General features: G+C 74.3%; 22 protein-coding genes and 1 pseudogene. 14 read left to right on the top strand and 9 right to left on the bottom strand.

Annotated elements, in window-relative coordinates:
• From OG767_RS06845 to OG767_RS06820, 6 genes and pseudogenes are all read left to right on the top strand, one after another.
• Nucleotides 1-729, top strand: a complete 729-nt coding sequence (locus tag OG767_RS06845) for a hypothetical protein (RefSeq protein WP_405092650.1) — start codon at nucleotides 1-3, stop codon at nucleotides 727-729.
• Between the two features lie 85 nt (nucleotides 730-814).
• On the top strand, nucleotides 815-1,324 hold the full coding sequence (locus OG767_RS06840; RefSeq protein WP_405092649.1) for a hypothetical protein: 510 nt from the start codon (nucleotides 815-817) through the stop codon (nucleotides 1,322-1,324).
• A 116-nt stretch (nucleotides 1,325-1,440) separates the two neighbouring features.
• Entirely contained in the window at nucleotides 1,441-2,865 is a 1,425-nt protein-coding gene (locus OG767_RS06835) for an amino acid permease (protein WP_405092648.1), read from the top strand.
• A 235-nt stretch (nucleotides 2,866-3,100) separates the two neighbouring features.
• Nucleotides 3,101-5,565, top strand: a pseudogene (locus OG767_RS06830) (CDP-alcohol phosphatidyltransferase family protein).
• Nucleotides 5,566-5,578: 13 nt separating this feature from the next.
• Nucleotides 5,579-6,334 carry an FkbM family methyltransferase gene (locus tag OG767_RS06825; RefSeq protein WP_405094151.1) on the top strand — a complete coding sequence of 252 codons (756 nt, stop codon included), beginning with the start codon at nucleotides 5,579-5,581 and terminating at the stop codon, nucleotides 6,332-6,334.
• Between the two features lie 15 nt (nucleotides 6,335-6,349).
• Entirely contained in the window at nucleotides 6,350-6,889 is a 540-nt protein-coding gene (locus OG767_RS06820) for a DUF1697 domain-containing protein (protein WP_405092647.1), read from the top strand.
• 10 nt (nucleotides 6,890-6,899) lie between these two features.
• Here the strand turns inward: OG767_RS06820 and OG767_RS06815 are convergent, their stop codons facing one another.
• Both OG767_RS06815 and OG767_RS06810 read right to left on the bottom strand, forming a co-directional pair.
• Nucleotides 6,900-7,883 carry an MBL fold metallo-hydrolase gene (locus OG767_RS06815; protein ID WP_405092646.1) on the bottom strand — a complete coding sequence of 328 codons (984 nt, stop codon included), beginning with the start codon at nucleotides 7,881-7,883 and terminating at the stop codon, nucleotides 6,900-6,902.
• Between the two features lie 156 nt (nucleotides 7,884-8,039).
• The gene (locus OG767_RS06810; RefSeq protein WP_405092645.1) at nucleotides 8,040-8,918 is read right to left on the bottom strand and encodes a serine hydrolase; all 879 of its coding nucleotides are present in this window, start codon (nucleotides 8,916-8,918) and stop codon (nucleotides 8,040-8,042) included.
• Nucleotides 8,919-8,956: 38 nt separating this feature from the next.
• Here OG767_RS06810 and OG767_RS06805 point away from each other — a divergent pair, with 38 nt between their 5' ends.
• The 4 genes from OG767_RS06805 to OG767_RS06790 all read left to right on the top strand — a co-directional run bounded on the left by OG767_RS06805 (nucleotide 8,957) and on the right by OG767_RS06790 (nucleotide 13,421).
• A complete protein-coding gene (locus tag OG767_RS06805) occupies nucleotides 8,957-9,934 on the top strand; it encodes a LysR family transcriptional regulator (protein WP_405092644.1) in 978 nt (325 codons plus the stop codon).
• 40 nt (nucleotides 9,935-9,974) lie between these two features.
• Complete coding sequence (locus OG767_RS06800) at nucleotides 9,975-11,156, top strand: endonuclease (protein WP_405092643.1); 1,182 nt, start codon at nucleotides 9,975-9,977, stop codon at nucleotides 11,154-11,156.
• A 132-nt stretch (nucleotides 11,157-11,288) separates the two neighbouring features.
• Nucleotides 11,289-12,143, top strand: a complete 855-nt coding sequence (locus OG767_RS06795; protein ID WP_405094150.1) for an aldo/keto reductase — start codon at nucleotides 11,289-11,291, stop codon at nucleotides 12,141-12,143.
• Nucleotides 12,144-12,437: 294 nt separating this feature from the next.
• Complete coding sequence (locus OG767_RS06790; RefSeq protein WP_405092642.1) at nucleotides 12,438-13,421, top strand: aldo/keto reductase; 984 nt, start codon at nucleotides 12,438-12,440, stop codon at nucleotides 13,419-13,421.
• Between the two features lie 13 nt (nucleotides 13,422-13,434).
• Here OG767_RS06790 and OG767_RS06785 read toward each other — a convergent pair whose 3' ends face one another.
• Nucleotides 13,435-13,935: a GNAT family N-acetyltransferase; N-acetyltransferase gene (locus OG767_RS06785; RefSeq protein ID WP_405092641.1), complete on the bottom strand. Its 501-nt coding sequence runs from the start codon at nucleotides 13,933-13,935 to the stop codon at nucleotides 13,435-13,437.
• A 103-nt stretch (nucleotides 13,936-14,038) separates the two neighbouring features.
• Here OG767_RS06785 and OG767_RS06780 point away from each other — a divergent pair, with 103 nt between their 5' ends.
• Genes OG767_RS06780 through OG767_RS06770 form a run of 3 tightly spaced genes read left to right on the top strand, consistent with a single transcriptional unit; the run spans nucleotide 14,039 to nucleotide 16,489 of the window.
• Entirely contained in the window at nucleotides 14,039-14,632 is a 594-nt protein-coding gene (locus OG767_RS06780; RefSeq protein ID WP_405092640.1) for an NADPH-dependent FMN reductase, read from the top strand.
• A complete protein-coding gene (locus OG767_RS06775) occupies nucleotides 14,625-15,638 on the top strand; it encodes an ATP-binding cassette domain-containing protein (RefSeq protein WP_405092639.1) in 1,014 nt (337 codons plus the stop codon). Before OG767_RS06780 ends, OG767_RS06775 begins: the two co-directional genes overlap by 8 nt.
• Nucleotides 15,635-16,489 carry an ABC transporter permease gene (locus tag OG767_RS06770; protein WP_405092638.1) on the top strand — a complete coding sequence of 285 codons (855 nt, stop codon included), beginning with the start codon at nucleotides 15,635-15,637 and terminating at the stop codon, nucleotides 16,487-16,489. Before OG767_RS06775 ends, OG767_RS06770 begins: the two co-directional genes overlap by 4 nt.
• Nucleotides 16,490-16,555: 66 nt before the next feature.
• Here OG767_RS06770 and OG767_RS06765 read toward each other — a convergent pair whose 3' ends face one another.
• Entirely contained in the window at nucleotides 16,556-19,939 is a 3,384-nt protein-coding gene (locus OG767_RS06765) for an AAA family ATPase (RefSeq protein ID WP_405092637.1), read from the bottom strand.
• A gap of 125 nt (nucleotides 19,940-20,064) precedes the next feature.
• Between OG767_RS06765 and OG767_RS06760 the strand changes: the two genes are divergently transcribed.
• The gene (locus tag OG767_RS06760) at nucleotides 20,065-20,637 is read left to right on the top strand and encodes a dihydrofolate reductase family protein (RefSeq protein ID WP_405094149.1); all 573 of its coding nucleotides are present in this window, start codon (nucleotides 20,065-20,067) and stop codon (nucleotides 20,635-20,637) included.
• Nucleotides 20,638-20,898: 261 nt separating this feature from the next.
• Here the strand turns inward: OG767_RS06760 and OG767_RS06755 are convergent, their stop codons facing one another.
• The 5 genes from OG767_RS06755 to OG767_RS06735 form a co-directional block, all read right to left on the bottom strand.
• Nucleotides 20,899-21,102, bottom strand: coding sequence for a hypothetical protein (locus tag OG767_RS06755; RefSeq protein ID WP_405092636.1), 204 nt, complete (start codon nucleotides 21,100-21,102; stop codon nucleotides 20,899-20,901).
• Nucleotides 21,103-21,168: 66 nt separating this feature from the next.
• On the bottom strand, nucleotides 21,169-21,573 hold the full coding sequence (locus tag OG767_RS06750) for a hypothetical protein (RefSeq protein WP_405092635.1): 405 nt from the start codon (nucleotides 21,571-21,573) through the stop codon (nucleotides 21,169-21,171).
• A complete protein-coding gene (locus OG767_RS06745; protein WP_405092634.1) occupies nucleotides 21,570-21,830 on the bottom strand; it encodes a hypothetical protein in 261 nt (86 codons plus the stop codon). Before OG767_RS06745 ends, OG767_RS06750 begins: the two co-directional genes overlap by 4 nt.
• 13 nt (nucleotides 21,831-21,843) lie before the next feature.
• Complete coding sequence (locus tag OG767_RS06740; RefSeq protein ID WP_405092633.1) at nucleotides 21,844-22,554, bottom strand: hypothetical protein; 711 nt, start codon at nucleotides 22,552-22,554, stop codon at nucleotides 21,844-21,846.
• A 134-nt stretch (nucleotides 22,555-22,688) separates the two neighbouring features.
• The gene (locus OG767_RS06735; protein ID WP_405092632.1) at nucleotides 22,689-23,528 is read right to left on the bottom strand and encodes a helix-turn-helix transcriptional regulator; all 840 of its coding nucleotides are present in this window, start codon (nucleotides 23,526-23,528) and stop codon (nucleotides 22,689-22,691) included.
• Nucleotides 23,529-23,595: the final 67 nt, after the last annotated feature.

Here is a 23,595-nt window from a genome sequence, read left to right as displayed (position 1 = left end):
GTGGCCGACCGGGAACCCGGCGACGTCGTGGTCGACGGCGGAGTCGGCGAGCTGGTGGTGATGTGGGCCGGGTTCCCGCTGCTCGGCGCGGGACTGGGCGCCGGGCTGACCGCCCTGTCCGGCTGGATCGCCGGGCTGGCCTGGTTCCCCTTCCAGGACGTGTTCGCGCTGCTCGACAGGTGGCCGGACCAGCGGTCGTATCCGCTCGGCGCGGGCGTGGCGGCGGTGGCGGGCCTGGCCCTGGCCGTGGTGGGCGTACGGGAGCGGCTGCGGGTCACGGTCGGGCGCCGGTCGGTGCGACTGCACCGGGACGGGCACGGCCGGGACATCGCCCGGACCGAGGTGGCCGGCGTGTTCGTCGACGGCAAGGCGCTCGTGCTGCTGGACCGGGCCGGCGGCGAGCTGGCCCGGGAGCGGTCCGACCTGAACGCCGGCCGGCTGCGGGAGGCGTTCACCGGCCAGGGCTGGCCCTGGGTCGACCAGGACCCGCACCGGGACGCGTACCGGCGGTGGGTGCCCGAGTTGCCCGGGCTGCCGGCCGGCGCGGACGCGCTGCTGCGGGCCCGGGAGCGGGCGCTGAAGGACAGCCGCGACGCCGAGGTCCGGGAGCTGCACGGGGAGCTGGCCCGGCTCGGCGTAGTGGTCCGGGACAAGGAAAGCCGCCAGTACTGGCGGCTGGTCCCTCCCCCCACCCCCCACCCCACCCCCCCCACCCCACCCCCGCGCTGATTCACGGAAAGAGTGGCTATCGGACGCGGAATAGCCACTCTTTCCGTGAAACAGGGGGCGGGAGGAGGGGCTCTACACTCGGGCGATGGGAGGTTCTGCGCGTTGGCGGCTCGCGTCGGTTCTGGTGGTGGTCCTGCTGTTGGGCGGTTGCGGCGGCGAGACGAAACAGGCCGCCCTTCCCCCGCCGGCGAGCCCCACACCGAGCCCGGTGGTGCCGCTGACGGTCAAGGAGGCGAAGGGGCGCTACCTGGCCGCGGTGGCGGCGTACGACATCGCCCGGGACGAGCTGGCCGAGGCCGAGAAGGCGGGCCGGCCGTGGCGGACGCTGCGGGAGCGGGCCGGGGCGGTCGTGGACGCCAACCTCGCCTGTGCCGGTGAGCTGCGCGCGGTGCGCTGGCCGGCCGCCGCGCAGGCGCCGATGGCGGCGCTGCTCGCCGAACACGAGGTGGCGCTGCGGCAGTGGCGGCTCGCGGCCGGGGCCGCCGACGCCGCCGAGCTGCGCCGGGCGACCCGGGCCGCCGCCGCGCACGACGGCGTCCGGCAGGCGACCCGGGTACGCGCCGCGCTGGGCCTGCCGCCACTGCGCGCCACCTGACCGCCACGGGCTGCGATCTTCGGCGCGAGGGCTTACCGTCGTGCCGTGGCGTGACCGCGGTGTGTCGCGGCGTGACCACGACTCGGGAGCGTGGCGGCACGGCGGGAGGGGTCACCATGACCGTTGGGCGGGGCATCTTCCGGCGTAAGCCGGTCGAGGAGATCGCCGACGAGACCGAGGAGGGGCTCGCCCGCGAGCTGGGCCTGTGGCAGCTCACCGCGATCGGGGTCGGCGGCATCATCGGCGCCGGCATCTTCGCGCTCGCCGGCGCGGTGGCCAACGAGACCGCCGGCCCGGCCGTGCTGGTGTCGTTCCTGATCGCGGGCCTGGCCAGCGCCGCCGCCGCGCTGTCGTACGCGGAGTTCGCCGGCATGATCCCGAAGGCCGGCTCGGCCTACACCTACGGCTACGCCGTGCTGGGTGAGGCGGTCGGCTGGTTCATCGGCTGGGACCTGCTGCTGGAGTACACCGCCATCGTGGCGGTGGTGGCGATCGGCATCTCCGGCTACTTCGGCTTCCTGGTCACCCAGTTGGGCGCCGAGCTGCCGGCCTGGATGCTCGGCGCGCCGGGCACCGGCGACGGGCACCGCGTCGACCTGTTCGCGGCGGCGCTCTGCCTGCTCATCGCGTACCTGCTCAACCGGGGCATCAAGGCCGCGGCGCGGTTCGAGACGTTCGTGGTCGGGTTGAAGGTCGCCGTGGTGCTGCTGGTGATCGTGGTCGGCTTCTTCCACGTCAAGACCGGCAACTACTCGCCGTTCTTCCCGTTCGGGGTGGGCGGCGCGATCACCGGGGCGGCCACCGTGTTCTTCGCGGTCTTCGGCTACGACGCGATGAGCACCGCCGCCGAGGAGTCGCGGGACGCCCGCCGGCACATGCCGAAGGCGATCATCTGGTCGCTGGCCATCTCCATGGTGCTCTACGTGTTGGCCACGCTGGTGCTCACCGGCATGCAGAACTACCGGGACATCGATCCGGAGAGCGGCTTCTCCTCGGCGTTCGCCTCGGTCGGGCTCTCCGGCCTGGCCAGCGTGATCGCGGTCGGGGCGATCATCGGCATCCTCACGGTGATGTTCACGTTCATGCTCGGCGTGACCCGGGTGTGGTTCTCGATGAGCCGGGACGGGCTGCTGCCGGCCTGGTTCGCCAAGGTGCACCCGGTGCGCCGGGTGCCCAGCCGGGTCACCTGGATCGTCGGCGTCGCCTCGGCGCTGATCGCCGGCTTCCTGCCGATCCGGCAGGCCGCCGAGCTGACCAACATCGGCATCCTGCTGGCGTTCGTGGTGGTCTGCGTGGCGGTGATCGTGCTCCGCTACCGCCGACCGGACGCGCCCCGGGCGTTCCGGCTGCCCGGTATGCCGGTGGTGCCGGCGGTCGGCGTGGTGTTCTCGATCTGGCTGATCACGTTCCTCGACCCGGTGACCTGGCTGCGCTTCGGCGTCTGGTTCCTGCTCGGCGCCGTCGTCTACGCGCTGTACGGCTACCGCCGCTCGGCGCTGGCCCGCCGCGACGGCGACCCGGCCGACGCTCCGCCCCGCTGACCCGCCCCCGCTGACCCGCTGACCCGCTGACCCGCTGACCCGCCCCGCTGACCCGCTGACCCGCCCCGCTGACCCGCTGACCCGTCCCGACACGAATGCCCTCGGCCCGCCCGGCCGAGCGGGCGCCCCGATGTGACGTGCACTCTTGATCGTGCGTTTTCGGTATCAGAGCGAACCGTTCGGGCATGTTCTGCGTACACACCGGTGGGTCGTACGCGCGCAATTCGGAGGCACAGTGTCAGTGGTTCGGACTGATCCATTCGCGGGGACGATCCTCCAGCTCGGTGTGCTGGCGGGAATCGCCGGCACCATCGGCCTGGGCCGGGCCGGCTGGCTGGCCGGTCTCGTCTACGGAGTGGTGCTGCTCACCGCGCTCGGGCACGGGCTGAGCCGCGCGGGCGCGCGCCGGCTCGGGCCGGCCGACTGGGTGACGCTGACCCGGGCGACGCTGGCCGGCGGCGTGACCGCGCTGGTGGTGGACTCGTTCAGCCGGCCCACCCCGGTCGCGGTGCTGGTCGGCCTCACCGCGGTGGCGCTCGCGCTCGACTGGGTGGACGGGCAGGTGGCCCGGCGCACCGGCACGGTGAGCGCGCTCGGGGCCCGGTTCGACATGGAGGTCGACTCCTTCCTCGTCCTGGTGCTCTGCCTCCACGTCGCCGACCAGGTGGGCCCGTGGGTGCTGGTGATCGGCGCGATGCGGTACGCGTTCGTCGCGGCCGGTTGGCTGCTGCCCTGGCTGAACGGTCCGTTGCCGCCGCGCTACTGGCGCAAGACGGTCGCCGCGGTCCAGGGCATCGCGCTGGCCGTGGTGGCGGCGGAGGTGCTGCCGACGGCGCTGGCCGTCGCGGTGCTCGTCGGCGCGCTGGCGCTGCTCGTCGAGTCGTTCGGCCGGGACGTGCGCTGGCGGTGGCGGCACCGCACGCCGGCCGTCCGCACCGAGCCGGCCCGTCCGGCGGTGGTGCGTTCCCCCGTGCCGGCGGCTCGCCGGGCCGGCTGGGAGCCCGCCGCTCCGGTGCTCGTCGGACGCGCCGAGGTCGGCGGTCGGCGGCCGTGACCGACGACGACCCGACCCCGACCGCCGGTCCCGACCCGACCCCGACGGACGGTCTCCGGCGCAAGGCCGTCACCGTGCTGGCCGCCGCGTTGGCGCTGGTCGCCCTGATCCTGCCGACCGACGTCAACGACCTCACCCCGGCCGCGTTCCTCCGCATCCCGGTGGAGGGGCTGATCGCGGTCGCCCTGCTGCTGGCGCTGCCGCCGAGACCCCGCCGGATCGTGGCCACGGTGCTCGGCGCGCTGCTCGGCCTGGTGCTCGTCCTGAAGATCGCCGACCTCGGCTTCTCCACCGTGCTGGACCGCCGCTTCGACCTGATCGCGGACTGGGCGTTCCTGGCCGCCGGCGCGGAGTTCCTCGCCGAGTCGTACGGGCGGGCCGCCCAGGTGGGGGCCGTGGTCGCCGCGGTGGCCGCGGTCGTCGCCGTACCGGTGCTGGTGACGTTGTCGGTGCGGCGACTGGCCCGGCTGGTCGCCGGCCACCGGGGGGTCAGCGCCCGGGTCGCCACCGCGCTCGGCGCGGCCTGGGTCACCTGCGCGGTGCTCGGCGCGCAGCTCGTGCCCGGGCTGCCGATCGCCGCCGGCACGGTCGCGGGCGGCGTGTACGACCGCACCCGGCAGGTCAACGCCGGCCTGCACGACCAGGAGCGGCTGCGCACCCAGCTCGCCGGCGACCCGTTCCGGGACACCCCCGGCGACCAGTTGCTGACCGGTTTGCGCGGCAAGGACGTCCTGGTCACGTTCGTGGAGAGCTACGGCCGGGTGGCGGTGGAGGACCCGGAGCTGGCCCCGGAGGTGGACGCCGTCCTCGACGAGGGGACGCGCCGGCTGACCGCGGCCGGCTACGGCAGCCGCACCGCGTTCCTCACCTCGTCCACCACAGGCGGCGGGAGCTGGCTGGCGCACGCCACGCTGATGTCCGGCATCCGGGCCGACAACCAGCTCCGCTACACGAACCTGGTACGCAGCGACCGCCTGACGCTCAACGGCGCGTTCAAGCGCGCCGGATGGCGGACGTCGCTCGTCATGCCGGCCCTCACCCGGGCCTGGCCGGAGGCCGACTTCTTCGCCCCGGACAAGGTCTACGGCGCCGGTGACCTCGGCTACCGGGGGCCGACGTTCAGTTTCTCCTCGCCGCCGGACCAGTTCACCCTGGAGGCCTTCCAGCGCGCCGAGCGGGCCCCCGGGCACGCCCCGGTGATGGCCGAGATCCCGCTGCTCTCCAGCCATCTCCCGTGGTCGCCGGTGCCGCCCCTGGTCGACTGGGACGACCTGGGCGACGGATCGGTCTTCGCCGGCACCAACCGCGCCGACCGGGCGGACGAGGGCACCCGGAAGGCCTACCGGAACTCGATCGTCTACACGCTGCGCACCCTGGTCTCCTACGTGGAACGCTACGGCGACGAGAACCTCGTGCTGGTCTTCCTCGGCGACCACCAGCCGGCCCGGGCGGTCACCGGCGAGGGGGCCGGCAGGGACGTGCCGATCACCATCGTGGCGAAGGACCCGGCCGTGCTCGACCGGGTCGCCGGGTGGGGCTGGCGGGCCGGTCTCAACCCGGACCCGACCGCCCCCGTCTGGCCGATGGAGGAGTTCCGCGACCGGTTCCTGCGGGCGTTCGGCCCGCAGTCCAGGACTCACAGTTAGGAACGGCGTGACGATGCTCGCACGGACCTGGGGGATCACCCGGTCCCTGGCCATCTACCACGGCCAGCCGGCCAAGCACCGCCGGGCCCGCCGGCTCTACGGCCAGTTCCTCGGCCCCGGCGACCTCGGCTTCGACATCGGCGCCCACGTCGGTGGCCGGGTCCGCACCTGGCGTCGGCTGGGCGCGCGGGTGGTCGCGGTCGAGCCGCAGCCGGACTGCCTGCGGGTGCTGCGCCTGGCATTCGGGCGCGACGACGACGTGGCCATCGAACCCACCGCGGTCGGTGCCCGCGCCGGCCGGGCGCGGTTGGAGCTGTCGTCCGCGACGCCGACGGTGTCCACCATGTCGTCGTCCTGGATCGACTCGGTGACGGCGGACCCGAGCTTCGCCGGGGTGCGGTGGGACCGCTCGGTCGAGGTGCCGGTGGTGACGCTCGACGACCTGGTCGCCAAGCACGGCGTACCGGAGTTCTGCAAGGTCGACGTGGAGGGCTTCGAGGGTGACGTGCTGGCCGGGCTGAGTCGGCCGGTGCGCGCGCTCTCCTTCGAGTACCTCCCGCCGGCGCACGACGCGGCGCTCGCGGTGCTCGACCAGGTGCAGCGGCTGGGCGCGTCGGCGGGCGGCTACCGCTACAACTACTCCCCGGTGGAGACGATGCGCTTCGCCGCCGACGAGTGGCTCGACGCGGCCGGCCTGGTGCGGCTGCTGGAGACTTACCGGCCGGCGGGTCGCTCCGGCGACGTCTACGCCCGGTTGGCGTCCGCCTGACCTAGGCTGCGGGTCATGACCCGCTACGCCGCCCTGCTGCGGGGCGTCAACGTCGGCGCCACCCGGCTCGCGATGGCGGACCTGCGTCGCGTCGTCGCCGACCTCGGTCACACCGACGTCAGGACGTACCTCCAGAGCGGCAACGTGGTGTTCACCGCGCCCCCGACCCGCGACGAGGTGCTCGCGGAGGGCATCGCCGGGCGGCTCGCCGACGAGGTGGGGCTGCGGGTGCCGGTGCTGGTCCGCGACGGCGGCGAGCTGGCCGCGCTGGTCGGCGCGAGCCCGTACGCCGGGGGTCAGAACGACCCGACCCGGGTGCTGGTGGTGTTCCTGTCCGCCGCGCCGGACGCGGCCCGGGTCCGCGAGCTGGCCGTGCCGGCCGGCGAGGAGATGGCGTACGCGGTGGTCGGCCGGGAGCTGCACCTGCACTACCCGGCCGGCAACTACGGGCGGACGAAGTTCACCACCGCGTACCTGGAGAAGAAGTTGGGTGTGGTGGCGACGGCGCGCAACTGGAAGTCGGTGCTGGCGTTGCGCGACCTGACCGCCGGCTGAGCGCGACCGGTCAGAACCGGTAGGCGGTGTGGTACTCGGGCACCACCACGCGGCTGCGCGGCGAGACCCGACGCACGTCGGCGATCAGGGCGTCGAGGCGAGCCCGGTCGGTGGTGGCGACCGTCGGCGGGTTGGTCAGCGGGGTCTCGAAGTTGTCCCAGTGCACCGGCACCACGGTCCTCGGGTGGTCCAGCGCGGCCATCAGCCGGGGCACGTAGTCGGCCACGGACGTGGTGGCGGCGGAGGCGATCATCGCCACGTCCGGGGCCAGGCCGGCCAGGTTGCGCTCGTCGAGGTCGCTGGCGCCCATGAAGAACACCGACGGCCCGCCGTCGACCCGGATCTGGTAGGCCAGCGTGTCCCCCTCGGGCAGGTCGGAGATCTTCGTCGGCCGTGGTGGCGGGCTGACCCGGACCCCTGGGAAGGCCATCGACCAGGCCGCGTTGCGGCTGTGCAGCGAGCCGACCACCTCGATCGTGTACCCGTCGAAGTCGAGCACCTCGCCGCCCTTGACCGGGGCGAGTTGCCCGGCCGGCAGCCCGTACGCCAGCCCGAGGTGGTGGGCGGTGAGCGTGCCCAGGACCCGGGCGCCGGTCCGGGCGGCGATGTGCGGCACGTCGTTGAAGTGGTCCCAGTGGGTGTGGGTGACCAGGATGTTCTCGGCGCGGTCGGCGAACCGGTCGACCACGTCGGCGGCCACGGTCAGCGCGGTGTCCGGCTGGAACGCCCCCCGGAAGAGGCCGGTGTCGAAACGGCTGAGGTACGGGTCGACAAGCACGGTCCGGTCGCCGATGTCGATCCGCCACCCGGCCGTGCCCCACCAGCGGAAGCTCACCGCGCCGGCGCGGCCGGCGGGCCGGCCCGCCGGGGCGCGCGGAGCGGCCTGGGCCGGGGTGCCGGCGACGAGCCCGGCGGTGGAGACGGCGGCGGCGCCGACGGCGGTGTCGCGCAGGAAGCGGCGGCGGGCGTAGCGGGACGGTTGGTTCTCGGGCACAGGTCGTCCTCCCCGTTGCGGGATCGGTGGATCGGTAGGCCCACTCCACCACCGCACCGGCCGCGGCGTCCAAGATCGAGCGACGGAAGGATCGATATCCGTTCCGATATCACCGCAGGTCGGAGCGGGTGCACACCGGGTCGCCGGTCCGAAAGATCAGCGCAACGACTCGACCGCCGCCCGGGCGGCCTCCCCCATGGCCAGGTCGGCGTCGATCCGGCGGGTGCTGAGCCGCTCGGTGCGTGCCAGGACCGCGACGGCGTACCGGCCGCCGTCGGGGTACTCCGCGACGCCGGCTTCCAGGTGCAGGCCGGGCAGGGTGCCGGTCTTGCCGGCGACCCGGACCGCGGGCGGGAAGCCGGCGGCGAGCCGGGTCCAGAAGAGTTGCCGGGCCATCAGCTCCCGGACCGTCGCGCAGGCTTCCGCCGGGCCGGCCTCGTCGCGCCACACCAGGCCGAGCAGCCGGGTCAGCTCGCGGGCGGTGCTGGAGGTGGTGTGGTCCGGGTCGAAGACCCGCATGGCCCGGACCCGCTCCGGCGGCAGCGTGGGGAAGATCCGCGCGAAGTCCGCCTCGGTACGCGCGCCCACGTCGGCGAGCATCGTCTCGACCAGTTGCCGGGGTCCGCCCACGATCCGGGTCCGCGGCAGGTCCAGCTCCGCGGCCAGCATCGGCAGCACGTCCGGGCCGACCCGGCGCAGCAGCAGGTCGGCGGCCGTGTTGTCGCTCACCGACATGGCGAAGTACGCGAGGTCGCGCAGGGAGACCTCGACGTCGTCGGCGCAGCCGGCGACTCCCCAGCCGCCCAGCCGGTCGGCGGCGCCGACCAGCACCCGCTCGCCCGGGTCGAGTTGGCCGGCGGTGACCTGCCGGGCGAACTCCAGCACCAGCAGGATCTTGAAGACGGACGCGATGACGATCTGCTCGTCGGCGCGCAGCGCCACCTCGCGCGACGGGTCGTCCACGTCGGCCACGTGCAGGCACCCGCTCAGCCCGGCCCGTCCGAAGATCTCCCCGACCCGTTGCGTCGCATCCACCCCGCCACGGTAACCAGCGCGGACGCTAGGGTGCGCGGGTGGACCTGCTGCGACATCTGCGGCACTTCGTGGTGGTCGCCCGGGAGCTGCACTTCGGCCGGGCCGCCGAGACGCTGGGCATGGCGCAGCCGCCGCTGAGCCAGTCGATCCGGCGGCTGGAGCAGGAGTTGGGCGCGGCACTCTTCGACCGGTCGCAACGGCAGGTCCGTCTCACCACCGCCGGCCAGTTGCTGCTCGGCGAGGCGGACGACCTGCTCGCCGGCGAACGCCGACTGCGCCACCTCGCCGACCAGGTAGGCCGGGGCACGCTCGGTGTGCTGCGCGTCGGCGTACCCCCGGAGACCCCGGCGGTGACGGTGCGCGCGTTGCTCGACGGGCTGGCCGCCCGCGCACCCGGACTCGATCTTGACCTGCACGAACTGACCAGCGCCGAGCAGCGGCGGATGCTGGCGGAGGGCCGGCTGGACGTCGGCCTGCTGCACCATCCGGTCGAGGAGGCCGGGCTGCGGTTCGGGAAGCCGGTGGACGTGCCGGTCGGGGCGTTGCTGCCCCGGACCTCGCCGTTGGCCCGGGCCCGTGCGGTCGCGCTTGCCGATCTGGCCGGCCTGGATCTGGTCACCGCGCCACCGGCCACCGCCCCCGGCTGGCATGAGCACCTGCTGACGGTGTGCCGACAGCACGGTTTCGTCCCGTCCCGGGTCCGCCCGGCGCGCAACCCCGAGTTCCTGTTCGGGTTGCTCCTGGCGGGTGGGGCGGTGGCCGTCGAGCCGGCGGCCCTGGCGCGGCGGGAACCGCGCATCGCCTGGCGACCGCTCGTCGGCGCGCCGCTGGCCCGGCGGATCTCCGCCGGCTGGCCGAACCGGGCTGCGCACCCGGCAGCGCCGATGTTCGGCCGGCTCGCCGCCGAGGTGCTGGCCGCGGCGGAGACGCCGGCCGGGCCGGCGTTCGTCACCCCGTCGGCCCGGCCCTGGCCGGTGCTGTTCGAGGCCGGTCGGGACGGAAAGTTGTCGCCGTGATCTCCCGGAGTTCACCCGACACCGAATAGCATCGCTGGTCATGAATATGAGGAGCGTCACCCGCTCGCGATCCGGGCGGCTGATCGCGGCGGTCGTGCTGACCGTCACCGTCGCGACCCCACTCGCGGTGACCCACGCCGCGTCGGCGGCCACCACGCTGACCGTGGCGCAGGCGTTGGCCGCCCAGGACGGCCGCGCCGCCACCGTCACCGGCTACGTCATCGGCCAACCGACCGCGACGAACACGGTGATCACGTCCGGCTTCACCGCGGACACCGCGATCGCGATCGCCGACCAGGCCACCGAGACCGGCACCAGTCGGATGCTGTACGTGCAGGTCACCGCCGCCTGGCGGAGCACCTTCGGGTTGCTCGCCAACCCGTCCCTGCGGGGCCGGCAGGTGACCGCGACCGGCACCCTGACCGCGTACTTCAGCCACGGCGGCCTGAAGAACCCGACCGCGATGAGCCTCGGCGGCGGGACCACCCCGAGCCCGACCCCGAGCCCGACCCCGAGCCCGACCGGCACCGCCTCGCCCACCGACTACTACGCCGCCGCGACCGGCAGGACCGGGCCGGCGCTGCGCACCGCCCTGCACACCATCATCAGGACCCAGACGAAGCTCACGTACGACCAGGTGTGGGACGCGCTCAAGGACACCGACCAGGACCCGGCGAACCCGGCCAACGTCATCCTGCTCTACAGCGGGCGCTCGCAGAGCAAGACCAGCAACGGCGGCGGCGTCGACGACTGGAACCGCGAGCACGTCTGGGCCAAGTCGCACGGCGACTTCGGCACCGCCACCGGACCCGGCACCGACGTGCACCACCTGCGACCGGAGGACGTGTCGGTCAACTCGCTGCGCGGCAACAAGGACTTCGACGCCGGCGGCAGCGCGGTGGCCGAGGCGCCCGGCTGCTACACCGACGCCGACTCGTTCGAGCCGCGCAACGCGGTGAAGGGCGACGTCGCCCGGATGATCCTCTACATGGCGATCCGGTACGAGGGCGACGACGGCTGGCCGGACCTGGAGCCGAACGACTCGGTGGCCAACGGGACCACGCCCCGGCTCGGCCGGCTGTCGAAACTGCTCGCCTGGCACGAACAGGACCCGCCGGACGCGTTCGAGCAGCGCCGCAACCAACGCATCTACGAGCGCTGGCAGGGCAACCGCAATCCGTTCGTCGACCACCCCGAGTGGGCGCGGTCCATCTGGGGCTGACGGCTTGTCCCAGATCACCCGCCGACGGCCGTGAGGACGCCCGCCGAGCGGGTAGGAACCCCGGGTGGCACGGCCCGGGAGCCGGGTGGAAGCGCTTCCGGGCATCCCGGACGATCGGAGATGAGACACGACATGGCCGCCCACAGCGTTCCGGACATCTCGCTCAACGACGGCAACTCCATCCCGCAGCTCGGCTTCGGGGTTTACCAGATCGACCCCGGGGAGACCGCCCGGGCGGTCGGCACGGCGTTGGAGATCGGCTACCGGCACATCGACACCGCCCAGATGTACGGCAACGAGGCCGAGGTCGGGCAGGCGGTGCGCGCCTCCGGCCTGGACCGGGGCGACATCTTCGTCACCAGCAAGCTGAACAACGGCTTCCACCGCCCGGACGACGCCCGCAAGGCGTTCGAGCGGTCGCTGCGGGCGATGAAGTTCGACTACCTCGACCTGTTCCTGATCCACTGGCCGCTGCCCACGCTCTACGACGGCGACTTCGTCTCCACCTGGAAGGTGCTGGAGGAGTTCCAGCGTGACGGCCGGGTACGGTCGATCGGCGTGTCCAACTTCCAGGTGGCGCACCTGGAGCGGCTGGCCGCCGAGGCGGACGTGGTGCCGGCGGTGAACCAGGTCGAGGCGCACCCGTACTTCGGCAACGAGGAGGTGCGGTCGTACGACCGGGCGCACCAGATCGGCACCGAGGCGTGGTCGCCGATCGCGCAGGGCAAGGTGCTCGACGACCCGACCGTGGTCGACGTCGCCGAGCAGGTCGGGCGGACCCCGGCCCAGGTGGTGCTGCGCTGGCACGTGCAGCGTGGCGACATCGTCTTCCCGAAGTCGACCACGCCGAAGCGGATCGAGGAGAACTTCGGCATCTTCGACTTCACACTCGACGACGCCACCATGGACCGGCTCGGCAGCCTGGACCAGGGCGAGGCCGGCCGGCAGGGCCCCAACCCGGACACGTTCGACTACGTACCGGACTGAACCGGCCGGAGGAGGGGCCGACGCGGCCCCTCCTCCGCCCGTGCGGCGGGCCGACCCCCGTTTGACCGGCCCGCCGCCTCCTGGTTCCGCGCCACCCGCCGAGGCGGGCGTCGTTGCCCTGCCATTGCAGACCACCACCGCCGGTGCGCGCCAATGATTCGACGGTGCTCGAATGGTGTCGCCGCGCCGACCCGCTCCCCGACGGGCTCGTCGGCCGGCCCTGGCCGGGGTTTGACTTCGCGCGCGCTCGAAGGGGCAGGGTGACGGAAACGCTCCGACGGGGAGGACCCAGACATGCGTCACCGCACCATCGGCACCGATCCGGCCACCCGCCGCGAGGTCAGCGTGCTCAGCCTCGGCGCGATGCTGTTCGGCACCGCCACCGACGAGGACACCTCCTACGCCATCCTCGACCGGTACGTCGAGGCCGGCGGAACGTTCGTCGACACCTCGAACAACTACGCCTTCTGGCAGAACGGCGGCCAGGGCGGCGAGAGCGAGACGCTCCTCGGCCGCTGGCGGCGCAGCCGCGGGATCGGCGCCGAGATCGTGTTCGCCACCAAGCTCGGCGCCCGCCCGCTCGCGCCCGGCACCAGCTACCGGGACAACCGGGAGGGGCTGTCCGCCAAGGTGATCCGCGAGTCCGCCGAACGCAGCCGGGAACGGCTCGGCGTCGACCGGATCGACCTGCTCTACGCCCACATCGAGGACCGGACCGTGCCGCTGCGCGAGACGGTGGAAGGCTTCGCGGAGCTGGTCGCCGAGGGCACGGTCGGGCTGCTGGGCGCGAGCAACCACCGCGCCTGGCGGGTCGAGCGGGCCCGGGCCCTCGCGGCGGCGGCCGGGCTGCCCGGCTACGACGTGCTCCAGTACCACCGCAGCTACCTGCCGCCCCGGGTGGACCAGCCGAGCGAACTGGACCCGGACGGCCAGATCGGCTGGGCCGGCCCCGATTTGGTCAGCTACCTGCGCGCCGAGCCGCGGCTCACCCTGGTCGCGTACTCCCCGCTGCTCAAGGGCGCGTACGCGAAGCCGGAGCGGCTCGGCGAGGCGTACGCGCTGCCCGGCACGCCGGCCCGGCTGGCGGCGCTGCGCGCGGTGGCCGCCGAGACCGGCGCCACCGTCAACCAGGTGGTGCTGGCCTGGCTGATGGGCGGCGACGTGCCGGCGATCCCGCTTGTCGGTTTCTCCTCGGTGGCCCAGTTGGAGGAGGCCCTGGCCGCGGTGGACCTGGAGCTGACCGCCGAGCAGCGGACGCGACTGGACGCGGCGCACTGACCGGCCGGCCGGGTCAGCGCGTCAGGCCGATGCGCCAGTCGTTCGAGCGCATCAGGTGCCCCGGCGGGTATTCGAACTCCGTCGGGCCGAGCAGCGTGAACCCGGCCTTGCGGCACACCGCGTTCGACGCCGGGTTGTCCACCGACGGGTACGCGTGCGCGAAGCGCCGGTCGCCCACCGCCGAGGCGGCCGCCACCACCGCACGCACCGCCGCCGTCGCCAGCCCTCGCCCCTGGTGGGCCGGGAGCACCGCCCAACCCATCTCGTACACCGGCTCGTCGCGCCAGTCACGCGCCCAGAATCCGACGCTGCCCACTTTCGTCCCGCCCGGCGTGACCACCGTGAACATGGTCCCGCTGCGCGGGCCCGGCCCGCGCAGGTAGCGCTCGTGGCGGGCACGCACCTGCTCGTCGGTCTCCGGGCCACCGGTGTGCGCCCGCACCTCGGGACTGTTCAGCGCCCGTAGCAACGCCAGGTCTTCGGGGCTCCAGCGGAGAATCCGTACCTCGGTCATCCGCCGATTCGACCAGACACCCCCGACGAGACGGCCCGCCAGATCCGATCTGGCGGGCCGTCTGGCGCCTACCGGTCGAGGCCGGCAGCGAGGGAGGGGCGGCATGACACCGTTACGGCTCGCCGTGCTCATCGGCAGCACCCGGGAGGGCCGGGTCGGCGACCGGATCGCCGGGTGGTTCGCCGACCAGGCCCGCCACCGCGCCGGGCTGGTCGTGCGGGAGATCGACCTGGCCGGGTACGACTTCCCGGCCGCCCTGCCCGCCGAGCCCACGCCGGCGATCCGGGAGTTCGTCGCGCAGGTGGCGCGCGCGGAGGCGTTCGTCGTGGTCACCCCGGAGTACAACCACAGCTTCCCGGCCTCGTTGAAACAGGCGATCGACTTCGCGTACGACGAGTGGCAGGCCAAGCCGGTCGGCTTCGTCTCGTACGGCTACCGGTCGGTCGGCCGGTACGCGGTCGAGCAGCTCCGGACCGTCTTCACCGCGCTGCACGCCACCACCGTGCGGGACACCGTCGGCGTCGACCTGCTCGACGGCGGGCTGCCCGACGGGCACGTCGAGGAACAGCTCCGGCAGGACGTCCGGGTGCTCCTCGACGAGCTGTGCTGGTGGGGTCTGGCGTTGCGCGAGGGTCGCGCGGCCCGCCCGTACGCCTGCGGGGAACCATCCATGGAGAGAGGTAGTGATCATGAATAACCGGAACACCGGGCTGGCCGTCGAGGCCGACGGCCTGACCCGGTCGTTCGGCTCGACCCGGGCGCTCGACGGTCTGGACCTGCGGGTCCCCGCCGGCGCCGTCTACGGGATGCTCGGGCCCAACGGCGCCGGCAAGACCACCGCCGTACGCGTGCTGGCGACGCTGCTGCGTCCGGACGGCGGTACGGCCCGGGTCTTCGGCCACGACGTGGTCACCGAGGCCGACGCGGTCCGCGCCCGGATGAGCCTGACCGGCCAGTACGCCTCGCTCGACGAGGACCTCACCGGCGCGGAGAACCTGGTCCTGCTGGGCCGGCTGCTCGGGCTGGGCCGCCCGGCGGCGCGGGAGCGGGCCGAGGCGCTGCTCGCCGCGTTCGGGCTGACCGAGGCCGCCGGCCGGCAGGTGAAGAAGTACTCCGGCGGGATGCGGCGGCGCATCGACATCGCGGCGAGCATCCTGAACACGCCGGACCTGCTGTTCCTGGACGAGCCGACCACCGGGCTGGACCCGCGCAGCCGCAACCAGGTGTGGGAGATCGTCCGGGCGGTGGTGGCGCACGGCACCACGGTGCTGCTGACCACACAATATCTGGACGAGGCAGACCAGCTCGCCGGCCGGATCGCGGTGGTCGACCACGGCCGGGTGATCGCGGAGGGCACCCCGGGCGAGCTGAAGTCGTCGGTCGGGTCGGGCACCGTCCACGTGCGACTGCGCGACGCCGGGCAGCGGCCCCGGGCCGAGCAGGTGCTGCGGACGACGTTGAACGTGCCGGTGCAGCTCGCCGCCGACCCGGTGGCGTTGACCGCCCGGGTCGGCGAGGACGGCACCGACCTGGAGGCCGGTGAGCAGGCCGCCCGGGCGCTCGGCGAGCTGGCCCGGGCCGGCATCGTGGTGGACGACTTCTCCCTCGGCCAGCCCAGCCTGGACGAGGTGTTCCTGGCCCTGACCGACCACCCGGCCGTCGCGGCGGACGACCGGGACGACGAGCTGGAGGCGGCCCGATGAGCGACACCGCGACCACCACCGGGCGGGCCCCGTCCGTCTACGTGCCCTCCACCGAGGCGTTGGCCACCGTGCTCGCCCCCGGGGAGCGACCGGCGCCACCGGGGCCGCTGTCGGCGTCGCTGACGTTCGGCTGGCGGGCCGTGCTGAAGATCAAGCACGTGCCGGAGCAGTTGTTCGACGTGACCGCGTTCCCGATCATCATGGTGCTGATGTTCACGTACCTGTTCGGCGGCGCGCTCGCCGACAGCCCGCGCGCGTACCTCCAGTTCTTCCTGCCCGGCATCATGGTCACCAGCGTCGTGATGATCACCATGTACACCGGGGTCGGGTTGAACAACGACATCGAGAAGGGCGTCTTCGACCGGATCCGGACACTGCCGGTGTGGCGGCCGGCGGCGCTGGTCGGCATGATCTTCGGCGACGTGCTGCGGTACATCCTGGCCGCGGTGGTCATCCTGGCCGTGGGGCTGGTGCTCGGTTTCCGTCCCGACGGCGGGCTGCTCGGCGTGCTGGCCGGCATCGGCCTGCTGGTGGTCTTCTCGTTCGCGTTCTCCTGGGTGTGGACGTTCTTCGGCCTGGTGCTGCGCAGCGAGAAGTCGGTGATGGGCGTCAGCATGATGGTGCTGTTCCCGTTGACGTTCCTGAGCAACGTGTTCGTCGAGCCCGCCACCATGCCGGGCTGGTTGCAGGCGTTCGTCAAGGTCAACCCGGTGACCCACCTGGTCGCCTCGGTCCGGGCCGCGATGGCCGGCGCCACGGACGCCACGAACACCATGTGGCTGCTGCTGTGGAGCGCCGGGTTCGTGGTGGTGTTCGGCACGCTGACCATGCGCCGCTACAACCGGCGCTGACCCGGGGGGTGGCGGGGCCCGGACGCTCCGGGTCCCGCCGCCCCGGCGTGGGAACACCGGCCGGGTTCAGAGTCGCCAGGGCACCGGCTCGGCCGGCAGGTAGCGGCAGGTGCCGCCGGTGGTGACCGACTCGCGCAGGTGCGCGGCGAGCGCCGGATGCCGCTGCTCGATCCGGCGCAGCGTGTCCCGGATCCGGCCGGTCACCGCCTTGCGTGCCCGCTCGGCCTGGTCGCCGAGGCGGCGGCTGCGCCCGGCCAGCCCGGCGGCGGCGCGCAACTGGTCGAGCAGCGCCGCGCGCTCGGCGTCCAGGGCCGCCAGCCGCCGCGCGTCGTCGCGCAGCGCCGCCCGGTCGATCTCGTCGTCGAGCCGCCGCAGGTGCTGCCGGTAGCGCGCTTTCGCTTCGTCGTCGAGCACCGGGTCGGCGCCGAGGCGGCGGGCGGCGACCAGTTCCGCACCGGCCGCCGGGTCGAGCAGCTCGACCGCGCGCACGTCCACACCGGGCCGGCTCAGCAGCAGCCGCAGGTCGTGCAGGCCCTTGGCGTCGGGCAGGTGCACCACCACGCCGGCGTAGGCGAGCCGCCACACCGGACCGTCGAGGCGGAACTCGGCCATGGCCGGGTCCGCGCCGTGCACCTCCGCGTCAGGGTCGTCGCCGGCCGTGGAACCGGGTCGGCCGCTCGGGCCCGCACCGACCGTCATGGCGGCCCAACCGCTCACGCCGGGCCCACCTCCCAGGCCGCCCCGACCGGCGACACCCGACCTGGCCGCCGTGGTGGATCCGACCGGCGCGGCCCGGTCGGCCCGCGACGTCGACACGTCCACGTCGAGGTCGGCCGCCCGCGGGCCGGCCGGCCGGTCGGCCGCGGTGAGCCGCTCGACCACCTGGACCATGCCCAGCTCCCGCGCCTCGGCCACCGTCCCGGCCCGCAGCCGGGCCGCCTCGGCCGCGTCCCCCGGCCCGCCGCGCCCGACGAGCGCGGTGACCAGCCCGGCCCGGCCGAGCACCGACCAGGGCCGGGCGCCCAGGCGGTCGGCGGCGGCCCGGGCCGCCGCGTAGCCGGCGACCGCGTCGTCCCACCGCCGTTCCGCCGCGTCCACGGTGGCCAGCCAGAGGTCGACCGGGCCGCCGATGTCGCAGCCGAACAGCGCGACCATCCACCGTCCGCGGTGCGGCGCCAGGGCCGCCCGGGCCTCGGCGCAACGGCGGGGGTCGCCGTCCACGGCCGCCGCCTGGGCCCGCAGCCGCAGCCACAGCGCCGACACCGGCCGGGGGTACGCCGTGCCGGCGGCCTCGATGCCGCCGACCAGCCGGAGCACGGTGTCGGCGTCGCCGCGCTCGGCGGCGGTGATCGCCCGTAGCAGCTCCACCTGCGGATGGTTGGCCGCGCCGGGCCGGTCGAGCACGGCCTCGGCCTCGGCGAGCCGCCCGCGCAGCAGAAGCAGGGACCAGCGCAGGTGGTGGGCCATGAAGGCGTGGTCGGAGTGCTCCCACTCGCCGTAGCCCTCCATTTCGGCGTAGCACGCGTCGGCGGCGGCGAAGTCGCCCCGGAAGGCCGCGATGATGCCGCTGTCCACGGCCGCCGCCATCCGTTGCCGGGCCACGTCGCCCGCCCGGCAGCCGACGACGAACGCGGCCAGCTCGTCCCGGTACGCCGGGTCACCCAGCTCCAGCAGCGCCACCCAGCGCAGCGACGTGGCCCACAGCTCGGTGTCCCGGTCGCCGCCGCGGCGGGCCACCTCGCGGATCTCGGCGGTGACCACGGCCCGCTCCTCGGCCGTGCCGAGCCCCCAGGTGGTGTCGTGGCGGGCCCACAGGCTGAACGTGAGCGCCTCGTCGTCCCGGCCGTGCCGGGCGAGCGTCTCGGTCGCGGTGATCAGGTCGGTGACCAGGGCACGTGTCGACCGCTCCGGCTCGGGCGGACCGATCAACCGCTGGTACGCCTCCCGCACCAGCGCGGCGGCGTCGAGCCGACGCCGGGTGGCCGAGTGCTGGCTGTGGACGGTGAGCGCCACCCGGGCCAGCACGGCCGGCTCGTCGAGCCCCCGGGCCAGCGCGGCGGCGTCGACGAGAAACTGCTCGGCCTCGCCCGACGTGCCGGCGTGGTGCAGCAGCCCGGCCAGCTCCAACAGCACCCGGACCCGCCGGACCGGCTCGTCGGTGCGGCTCAGCGCGCGCCGGAAGTGCCGCACCGACTCCTCCACGGCCAGCCGGCCGCTGGCGCCGCGCGCGGCGGCCAGCAGCAGGTCACCGGCGCGTACCGGGTCCAGCTCGGGGCCCGCGAGCCAGGCGTGACGGGCCAGGTCGGCGACCATGAGCCGACCGGCGAGCGCGTCGTCGGCGCGGTCGACGGCCCGGACCACGGCGGCGTGCCGGGCGTGCCGCTCATGCTCGGACAGCCCGTCGTAGAGCGTCTCCCGGACCAGGTCGTGCACGAAGGCGAACCGGCCACCACCGCGGGACAGCACCAGCCGGGCGGCGGCGGCCCGGTCGAGCAGCCGGTCGACCTGCGCGGCCGGAGCGGGCACGCAGGCGGCCAGCGTCATCCGGTGGAACTCGCGCCCCAGCACGGCGGCCACGGTCAGCGCCTCGACCACCGGGGCGGGTAGTTGGTCGAGCCGACGCCGCACCGCCTCGCGTACGCCGGGGGCGATGGTGTCGGCCAGGCCGTCGGTGTGCCAGAGCCGGGCGGTCTGCTCGACGAAGAACGGGTTGCCGCCGGTGCGGCGGTGCACCTCGTCGACGAGCGCCGCGCCCGGTTCCCGGCCGGCGGTGCGGCGGATCAGCGCGGCCACCTCGTCGCGGCCCAGGCCGGTCAGTGTGACGGTGGTGGCCTTCGCGGCCAACGGCAGCAGCAGCGGGCGCAGCCGGTGGTCGTCGGCCTCCACCTCGGCGTCGCGGTAGGTGCCGATCACCAGCAGCCGCTCGAACCAGGTGTGCTGGGTGGCGAACCGGAGCAGCCGCAACGACGCCGGGTCGGCCCAGTGCAGGTCGTCGAGGACCACCACGACCGGCCGGTGCTGGGCGGCCGCGACCAGCGCGCCGGTCACCGCGTCGTGCCGGGCGAACTCGTCCCGCCCGCCGTCGTCACCCGGCTCGACCGGGTCGTCGTCGGCGGCGCGCTCGCCGAGCAGGGCCGCCAGCCCGGCGTCGGCCGCCTCCCTGGCGGGCGCGGCGTCGCCGGTGGCCCGGGTCAACCGGCGCAGCACCTGCACCCAGGGCCAGTAGTCGGGGGCGGTGTCGGAATCCCAGCAGGCGGCGCCGAACACCAGCGCCCCGCGCCGGCGGGCCTCGTCGGCGGCGGCCGAGACCAGGGTGGTCTTGCCGATGCCCGGCTCGCCGGTGACCAGGACGAGGCCGCCGTGGCTGTCGACCACGCGGGCCACCTCGGCGCGCAGCAACCCGGCCGGGTGCTCCCGCCCGATGATCTCCTCGCCGAACCGCGGCTCCATGACCTCCCGACGCTAGTCGACCGGTCCGACAGGCGGCGACGCCGCGGTCTCAAGGCGCCAGAACGTCGTCCCGGCGTGTCAGGCTGTGGTCCAGATACGACCGGAGAAGGAGAGAATCTGTGCTGATGTACTCGATGAGCGTCTCGGTGGACGGCTTCGTCGCCGACCGCGCGGGCTCGTTCGACTGGGCGGGCCCCGACGATGAGCTGATCCGGTTCCACCACGCGGAGGTGGGCCAGCTCGGCGGCTACCTGCTGGGCCGCCGGCTCTACGAGAACATGCTGGCGTGGGAGACGGATCCGACGATGCGCGAGACCGAGATCGGGGCCGCGTTCGCCGACACCTGGCGCGACCTGCCGAAGGTCGTCTTCAGCCGTACGCTCGATGACGTCCAGGGCAACGCCCGGCTCGCCAAGGCGTCGGTGGCCGAGGAGATCGCCATGGCGCTGGACGCGACCGACAAGCCCGTCTCGATCGGCGGCACTGTGCTGGCCGGGGCCGCGATCGAGCTCGGCCTCGTCGACGAGCTACGCATGTACCGGTGTCCGGTCGTGGTGGGTGGCGGCACGCCGTACCTGCCGCCGGTCACCGCCGACATCCCGCTGAACCTGGTCGAGACCAAGACGTTCAGCTCCGGCGTGATCTACGAGCGCTACCGCCATGTCCGCGACGGGTCACACCAGGTGTCCGCCGGCTGACTGCTCCGGCAGCGGAGGCGAACGACACGGCCGCGAGGATCAGCGGCTGTGCGTGGCCGGGTCGAGCAGCCACCCGCGTCACGTAGGCCACCCGGTCCAGGACGAGGCCGCCGTGGCTGTCGACCACGCGGGCCACCTCGGCACGCAGCAACCCGGCCGGGTGCTCCCGCCCGATGATCCCCTCGCCGAACCGCGGCTCCATGACCTCCCGACGCCAGTCGGCCGGTCCGACATCGGCGGCGGACGACCGGCCCGGAGGCGTCAGAGGCTGCCGCCTCCGCTGCTGCGCAGGTTGCTGCCGTCCGTCGGGTTCCGATGGTCGTCGAGCCGGCGGCGTGCCTCGGCCGAGGCCGCCAGGTCGCGGACCTGACCGTCCGCGCCGTCCGGGTGCCGCCGCAGCCGACGCCAGGAGGCCAGGGCCACCAGGACCGCGACGAGAGCGAGCACGATGATGAGCCAGCGCATGGTTTCCTCCTCCACATCGCCCGTCGGATCCAGGGTGCGCCACCGGGTCAAGGCGGCGGGACCGGTTCACCGCGCGTCGGTGACCACGTGCGAGCAGGCCGGGCACGCCGCCGGTCCCTGCTCGGCGAACCACCGGCAGGTACGCCGGATCGCACACTTCGGCAGCGTCTCCTCGGCCGGCGGGGCGGTCTCGGCGTACGAGGCGGCCATCCGGGCGCCCAGGCCGCAGTGCGAGCCGGTCCAGAAGCCGCAGGACGAGGTGACGCAGGGACCGGCGAGCCGGACCCGGGACTCGATCGGCCCGTCGGAGTCGTCGGCCCCGGCGAGCGCCACCTCGGCCGGCACGGCCGGCGTCACGTAGGCCACCCGGCCCGCCGGTGTGATCATGCCGAGGAACACGGTGGCGTTGGACGCCGGCGTGCTCGGGCACATCCGCTCCGGCGGGCCGGCCGATCGGGCGGCGTCGGTCACCGCTGGATCCAGAACCCGATGTCGTTGATCTTCTGGCCGAGGTCCTGCGCAAGCTCGCCGTCGAGCACCCAGAGCCCGTACCACTCGGGCCGCAGCCGGATGTTGCCGTGACCGAGGGTGAGCGGGTTGACGAGCTTGGCGTTGGCGGTACGCAGCGCGGCCAGGCCGGCCTTCTGGATCTCGCCGGCGATCAGGGTCTGCTGGTCGGGTGTCAGGTCGACGCCGTCGACCACGAAGCGGAACTCGTTGCGGGCCATCTGTTTCCTCCGGTCACTCGTACGATTCGGTGCCCAGCCCGCGACGCAGGCTGGTCCGGGTGAAGGCCGCCCAGCCGGCGTGCGAGGCGGCGTCGGCGGGCCGGCCGGCGCGGGCGAGGACCCGGCCGGCGTGCTCCCGCCAGCGGTCGGCGGTGGCCGCCGCGTCGCCCCACAGCCCACGGCAGGCGGCGACCGCGAAGGCGACCTGTTCCGGCGCGCCGGTGAAGCCGGTGGGCCCGTCGCCGATCCGGATCGTCCCGTCCGGCCGGACGCGCACGCTCGGGAAGTGGTGGTGCAGGCTGGCCAGCGTGGCCAGGTGCGTGGCGTCCCGCCGGACGGCGGCGAAGCCGGCCCGCGGCTCGTCGTCGCGGCGGTAGCGGACCGCGTGCAGGTCCAGCGCGTCGCCGGCCGGCGCGACCCGGGCGACCACCTGCGTCGGCGCGCTCCAGGCGCGGGGGGAGTTCGCCGACCAGAACGCCAGCCAGGCGGCGAGCCGGTCGTGGAAGTCGGCCCGGATCCGGACCGCCGGCGCGGAGCCGTCGGGCGCGCGCAACGCGGCGGTCGCGATCCGGTCCCGGGTCACCAGCGGCGTGCCGGCGCCGGCCGGGGCCGCGGCGGCGCCGGGGGCGGGCGCGACGGCCAGGCCGGTCAGGGTGAGCGTCGAGGCCGCCGCCGCGCCGGCGAGGAGTCGCCTGCGGTCGAGCGGGTGTCCGTTGTTGTCCATTCTCGGCCCTTCGTCGGCGGCCAGTGGCCCGACGCTATCGACCGGAAGAGATCAGCAGAACACCCTGCGTGACGGGAGGTTGACACCAAAACCGGGGATTCCCGGCGGCGTGAATAGCCGTTCCTGTGCCCGGTTCACGCCGGGAAGTGCTCGTGCCCGAGCACGGCGAGCAGTCGCAGCTTCTCCGCGCCCTCGCTGCGCGGCGGCGCGGTGAGCACGAGCAGCGCCTGGGACTGGTCCTCGGTGAACAGCACCTGGCAGTCCAGCTCGATCGGGCCGAGTTCCGGGTGGATCAGCGTCTTGTGGTCGGCGTAGCGCTGCGCCACCTCGTGCCGCTCCCACAGCCCGGCGAACTCGTCGCTGGCCGCGCGCAGCACCCGGACCAGCTCACCGGCGCGGGAGCGGGGACCCATCTGCCCGTACGCGGCACGCAGGTTGGCGACCTGCGCGCGGCTCTGCCGGTCGTGGTCGTCGACCGGGTAGCGGGCCCGCTCGGCCGGGTCGGTGAACCACCTGAAGATCCCGCTGCGGGCCGGCCCGGTGTGGCCGGTCCGCTCGCCGAGCAGCGCGGCGGCCAACCGGTTCTGCTCCAGCGTCTCCCCCAGGTTCGACAGGATCAGCGCCGGCGTGTCCGCCAGCCGGTCCAGCACCCGCAGCAGTGCCGGCGCGACGTGGGTGGCGGTGGAGACCGCCTCGGGCGGGCTGTGCCCGGCCACCCGGAACAGGTAGTCGCGTTCGTCGGCGGTCAACCGCAGCGCCCGGGCCAGCCCGGCGAGCAGGTTCGGGCTCGGCTGCGGGCCGCGCCGCTGCTCCAGCCGGGTGTAGTAGTCGGTGGACATGGCGGCGAGCGCGGCGACCTCCTCCCGCCGCAGGCCGGGAGCCCGGCGCCGGGCACCCGGCGGCAGCCCGACGTCACCGGGGCGCAGCGCCTCGCGGCGGCGGCGGAGGAAGTCGGCCAGGGCGATCCGGTCCATGATCCGAGTATCCGCCGCCGGGCGACGCGAACCAGGGATCCGGGATCCCCCGATCACGGAACTCTGC

Origin of the sequence: Micromonospora sp. NBC_01392, from assembly GCF_045040125.1 — a bacterium.
In the GTDB taxonomy this organism is placed as follows: Bacteria; Actinomycetota; Actinomycetes; order Mycobacteriales; family Micromonosporaceae; genus Micromonospora.
Note: the sequence above shows the minus strand (reverse complement) of the source record. Positions and strands in the feature narration are given on the sequence as shown.

Coding starts and splice junctions, on each gene's coding strand:
- OG767_RS06840 (WP_405092649.1), top strand. CDS start 815: ATGGGAGGTTCTGCGCGTTGGCGGCTCGCGTCGGTTCTGGTGGTGGTC.
- OG767_RS06835 (WP_405092648.1), top strand. CDS start 1,441: ATGACCGTTGGGCGGGGCATCTTCCGGCGTAAGCCGGTCGAGGAGATC.
- OG767_RS06825 (WP_405094151.1), top strand. CDS start 5,579: ATGCTCGCACGGACCTGGGGGATCACCCGGTCCCTGGCCATCTACCAC.
- OG767_RS06820 (WP_405092647.1), top strand. CDS start 6,350: ATGACCCGCTACGCCGCCCTGCTGCGGGGCGTCAACGTCGGCGCCACC.
- OG767_RS06800 (WP_405092643.1), top strand. CDS start 9,975: ATGAATATGAGGAGCGTCACCCGCTCGCGATCCGGGCGGCTGATCGCG.
- OG767_RS06795 (WP_405094150.1), top strand. CDS start 11,289: ATGGCCGCCCACAGCGTTCCGGACATCTCGCTCAACGACGGCAACTCC.
- OG767_RS06790 (WP_405092642.1), top strand. CDS start 12,438: ATGCGTCACCGCACCATCGGCACCGATCCGGCCACCCGCCGCGAGGTC.
- OG767_RS06785 (WP_405092641.1), bottom strand. CDS start 13,935: ATGACCGAGGTACGGATTCTCCGCTGGAGCCCCGAAGACCTGGCGTTG.
- OG767_RS06780 (WP_405092640.1), top strand. CDS start 14,039: ATGACACCGTTACGGCTCGCCGTGCTCATCGGCAGCACCCGGGAGGGC.
- OG767_RS06775 (WP_405092639.1), top strand. CDS start 14,625: ATGAATAACCGGAACACCGGGCTGGCCGTCGAGGCCGACGGCCTGACC.
- OG767_RS06770 (WP_405092638.1), top strand. CDS start 15,635: ATGAGCGACACCGCGACCACCACCGGGCGGGCCCCGTCCGTCTACGTG.
- OG767_RS06765 (WP_405092637.1), bottom strand. CDS start 19,939: ATGGAGCCGCGGTTCGGCGAGGAGATCATCGGGCGGGAGCACCCGGCC.
- OG767_RS06760 (WP_405094149.1), top strand. CDS start 20,065: ATGTACTCGATGAGCGTCTCGGTGGACGGCTTCGTCGCCGACCGCGCG.
- OG767_RS06755 (WP_405092636.1), bottom strand. CDS start 21,102: ATGCGCTGGCTCATCATCGTGCTCGCTCTCGTCGCGGTCCTGGTGGCC.
- OG767_RS06745 (WP_405092634.1), bottom strand. CDS start 21,830: ATGGCCCGCAACGAGTTCCGCTTCGTGGTCGACGGCGTCGACCTGACA.
- OG767_RS06740 (WP_405092633.1), bottom strand. CDS start 22,554: ATGGACAACAACGGACACCCGCTCGACCGCAGGCGACTCCTCGCCGGC.
- OG767_RS06735 (WP_405092632.1), bottom strand. CDS start 23,528: ATGGACCGGATCGCCCTGGCCGACTTCCTCCGCCGCCGCCGCGAGGCG.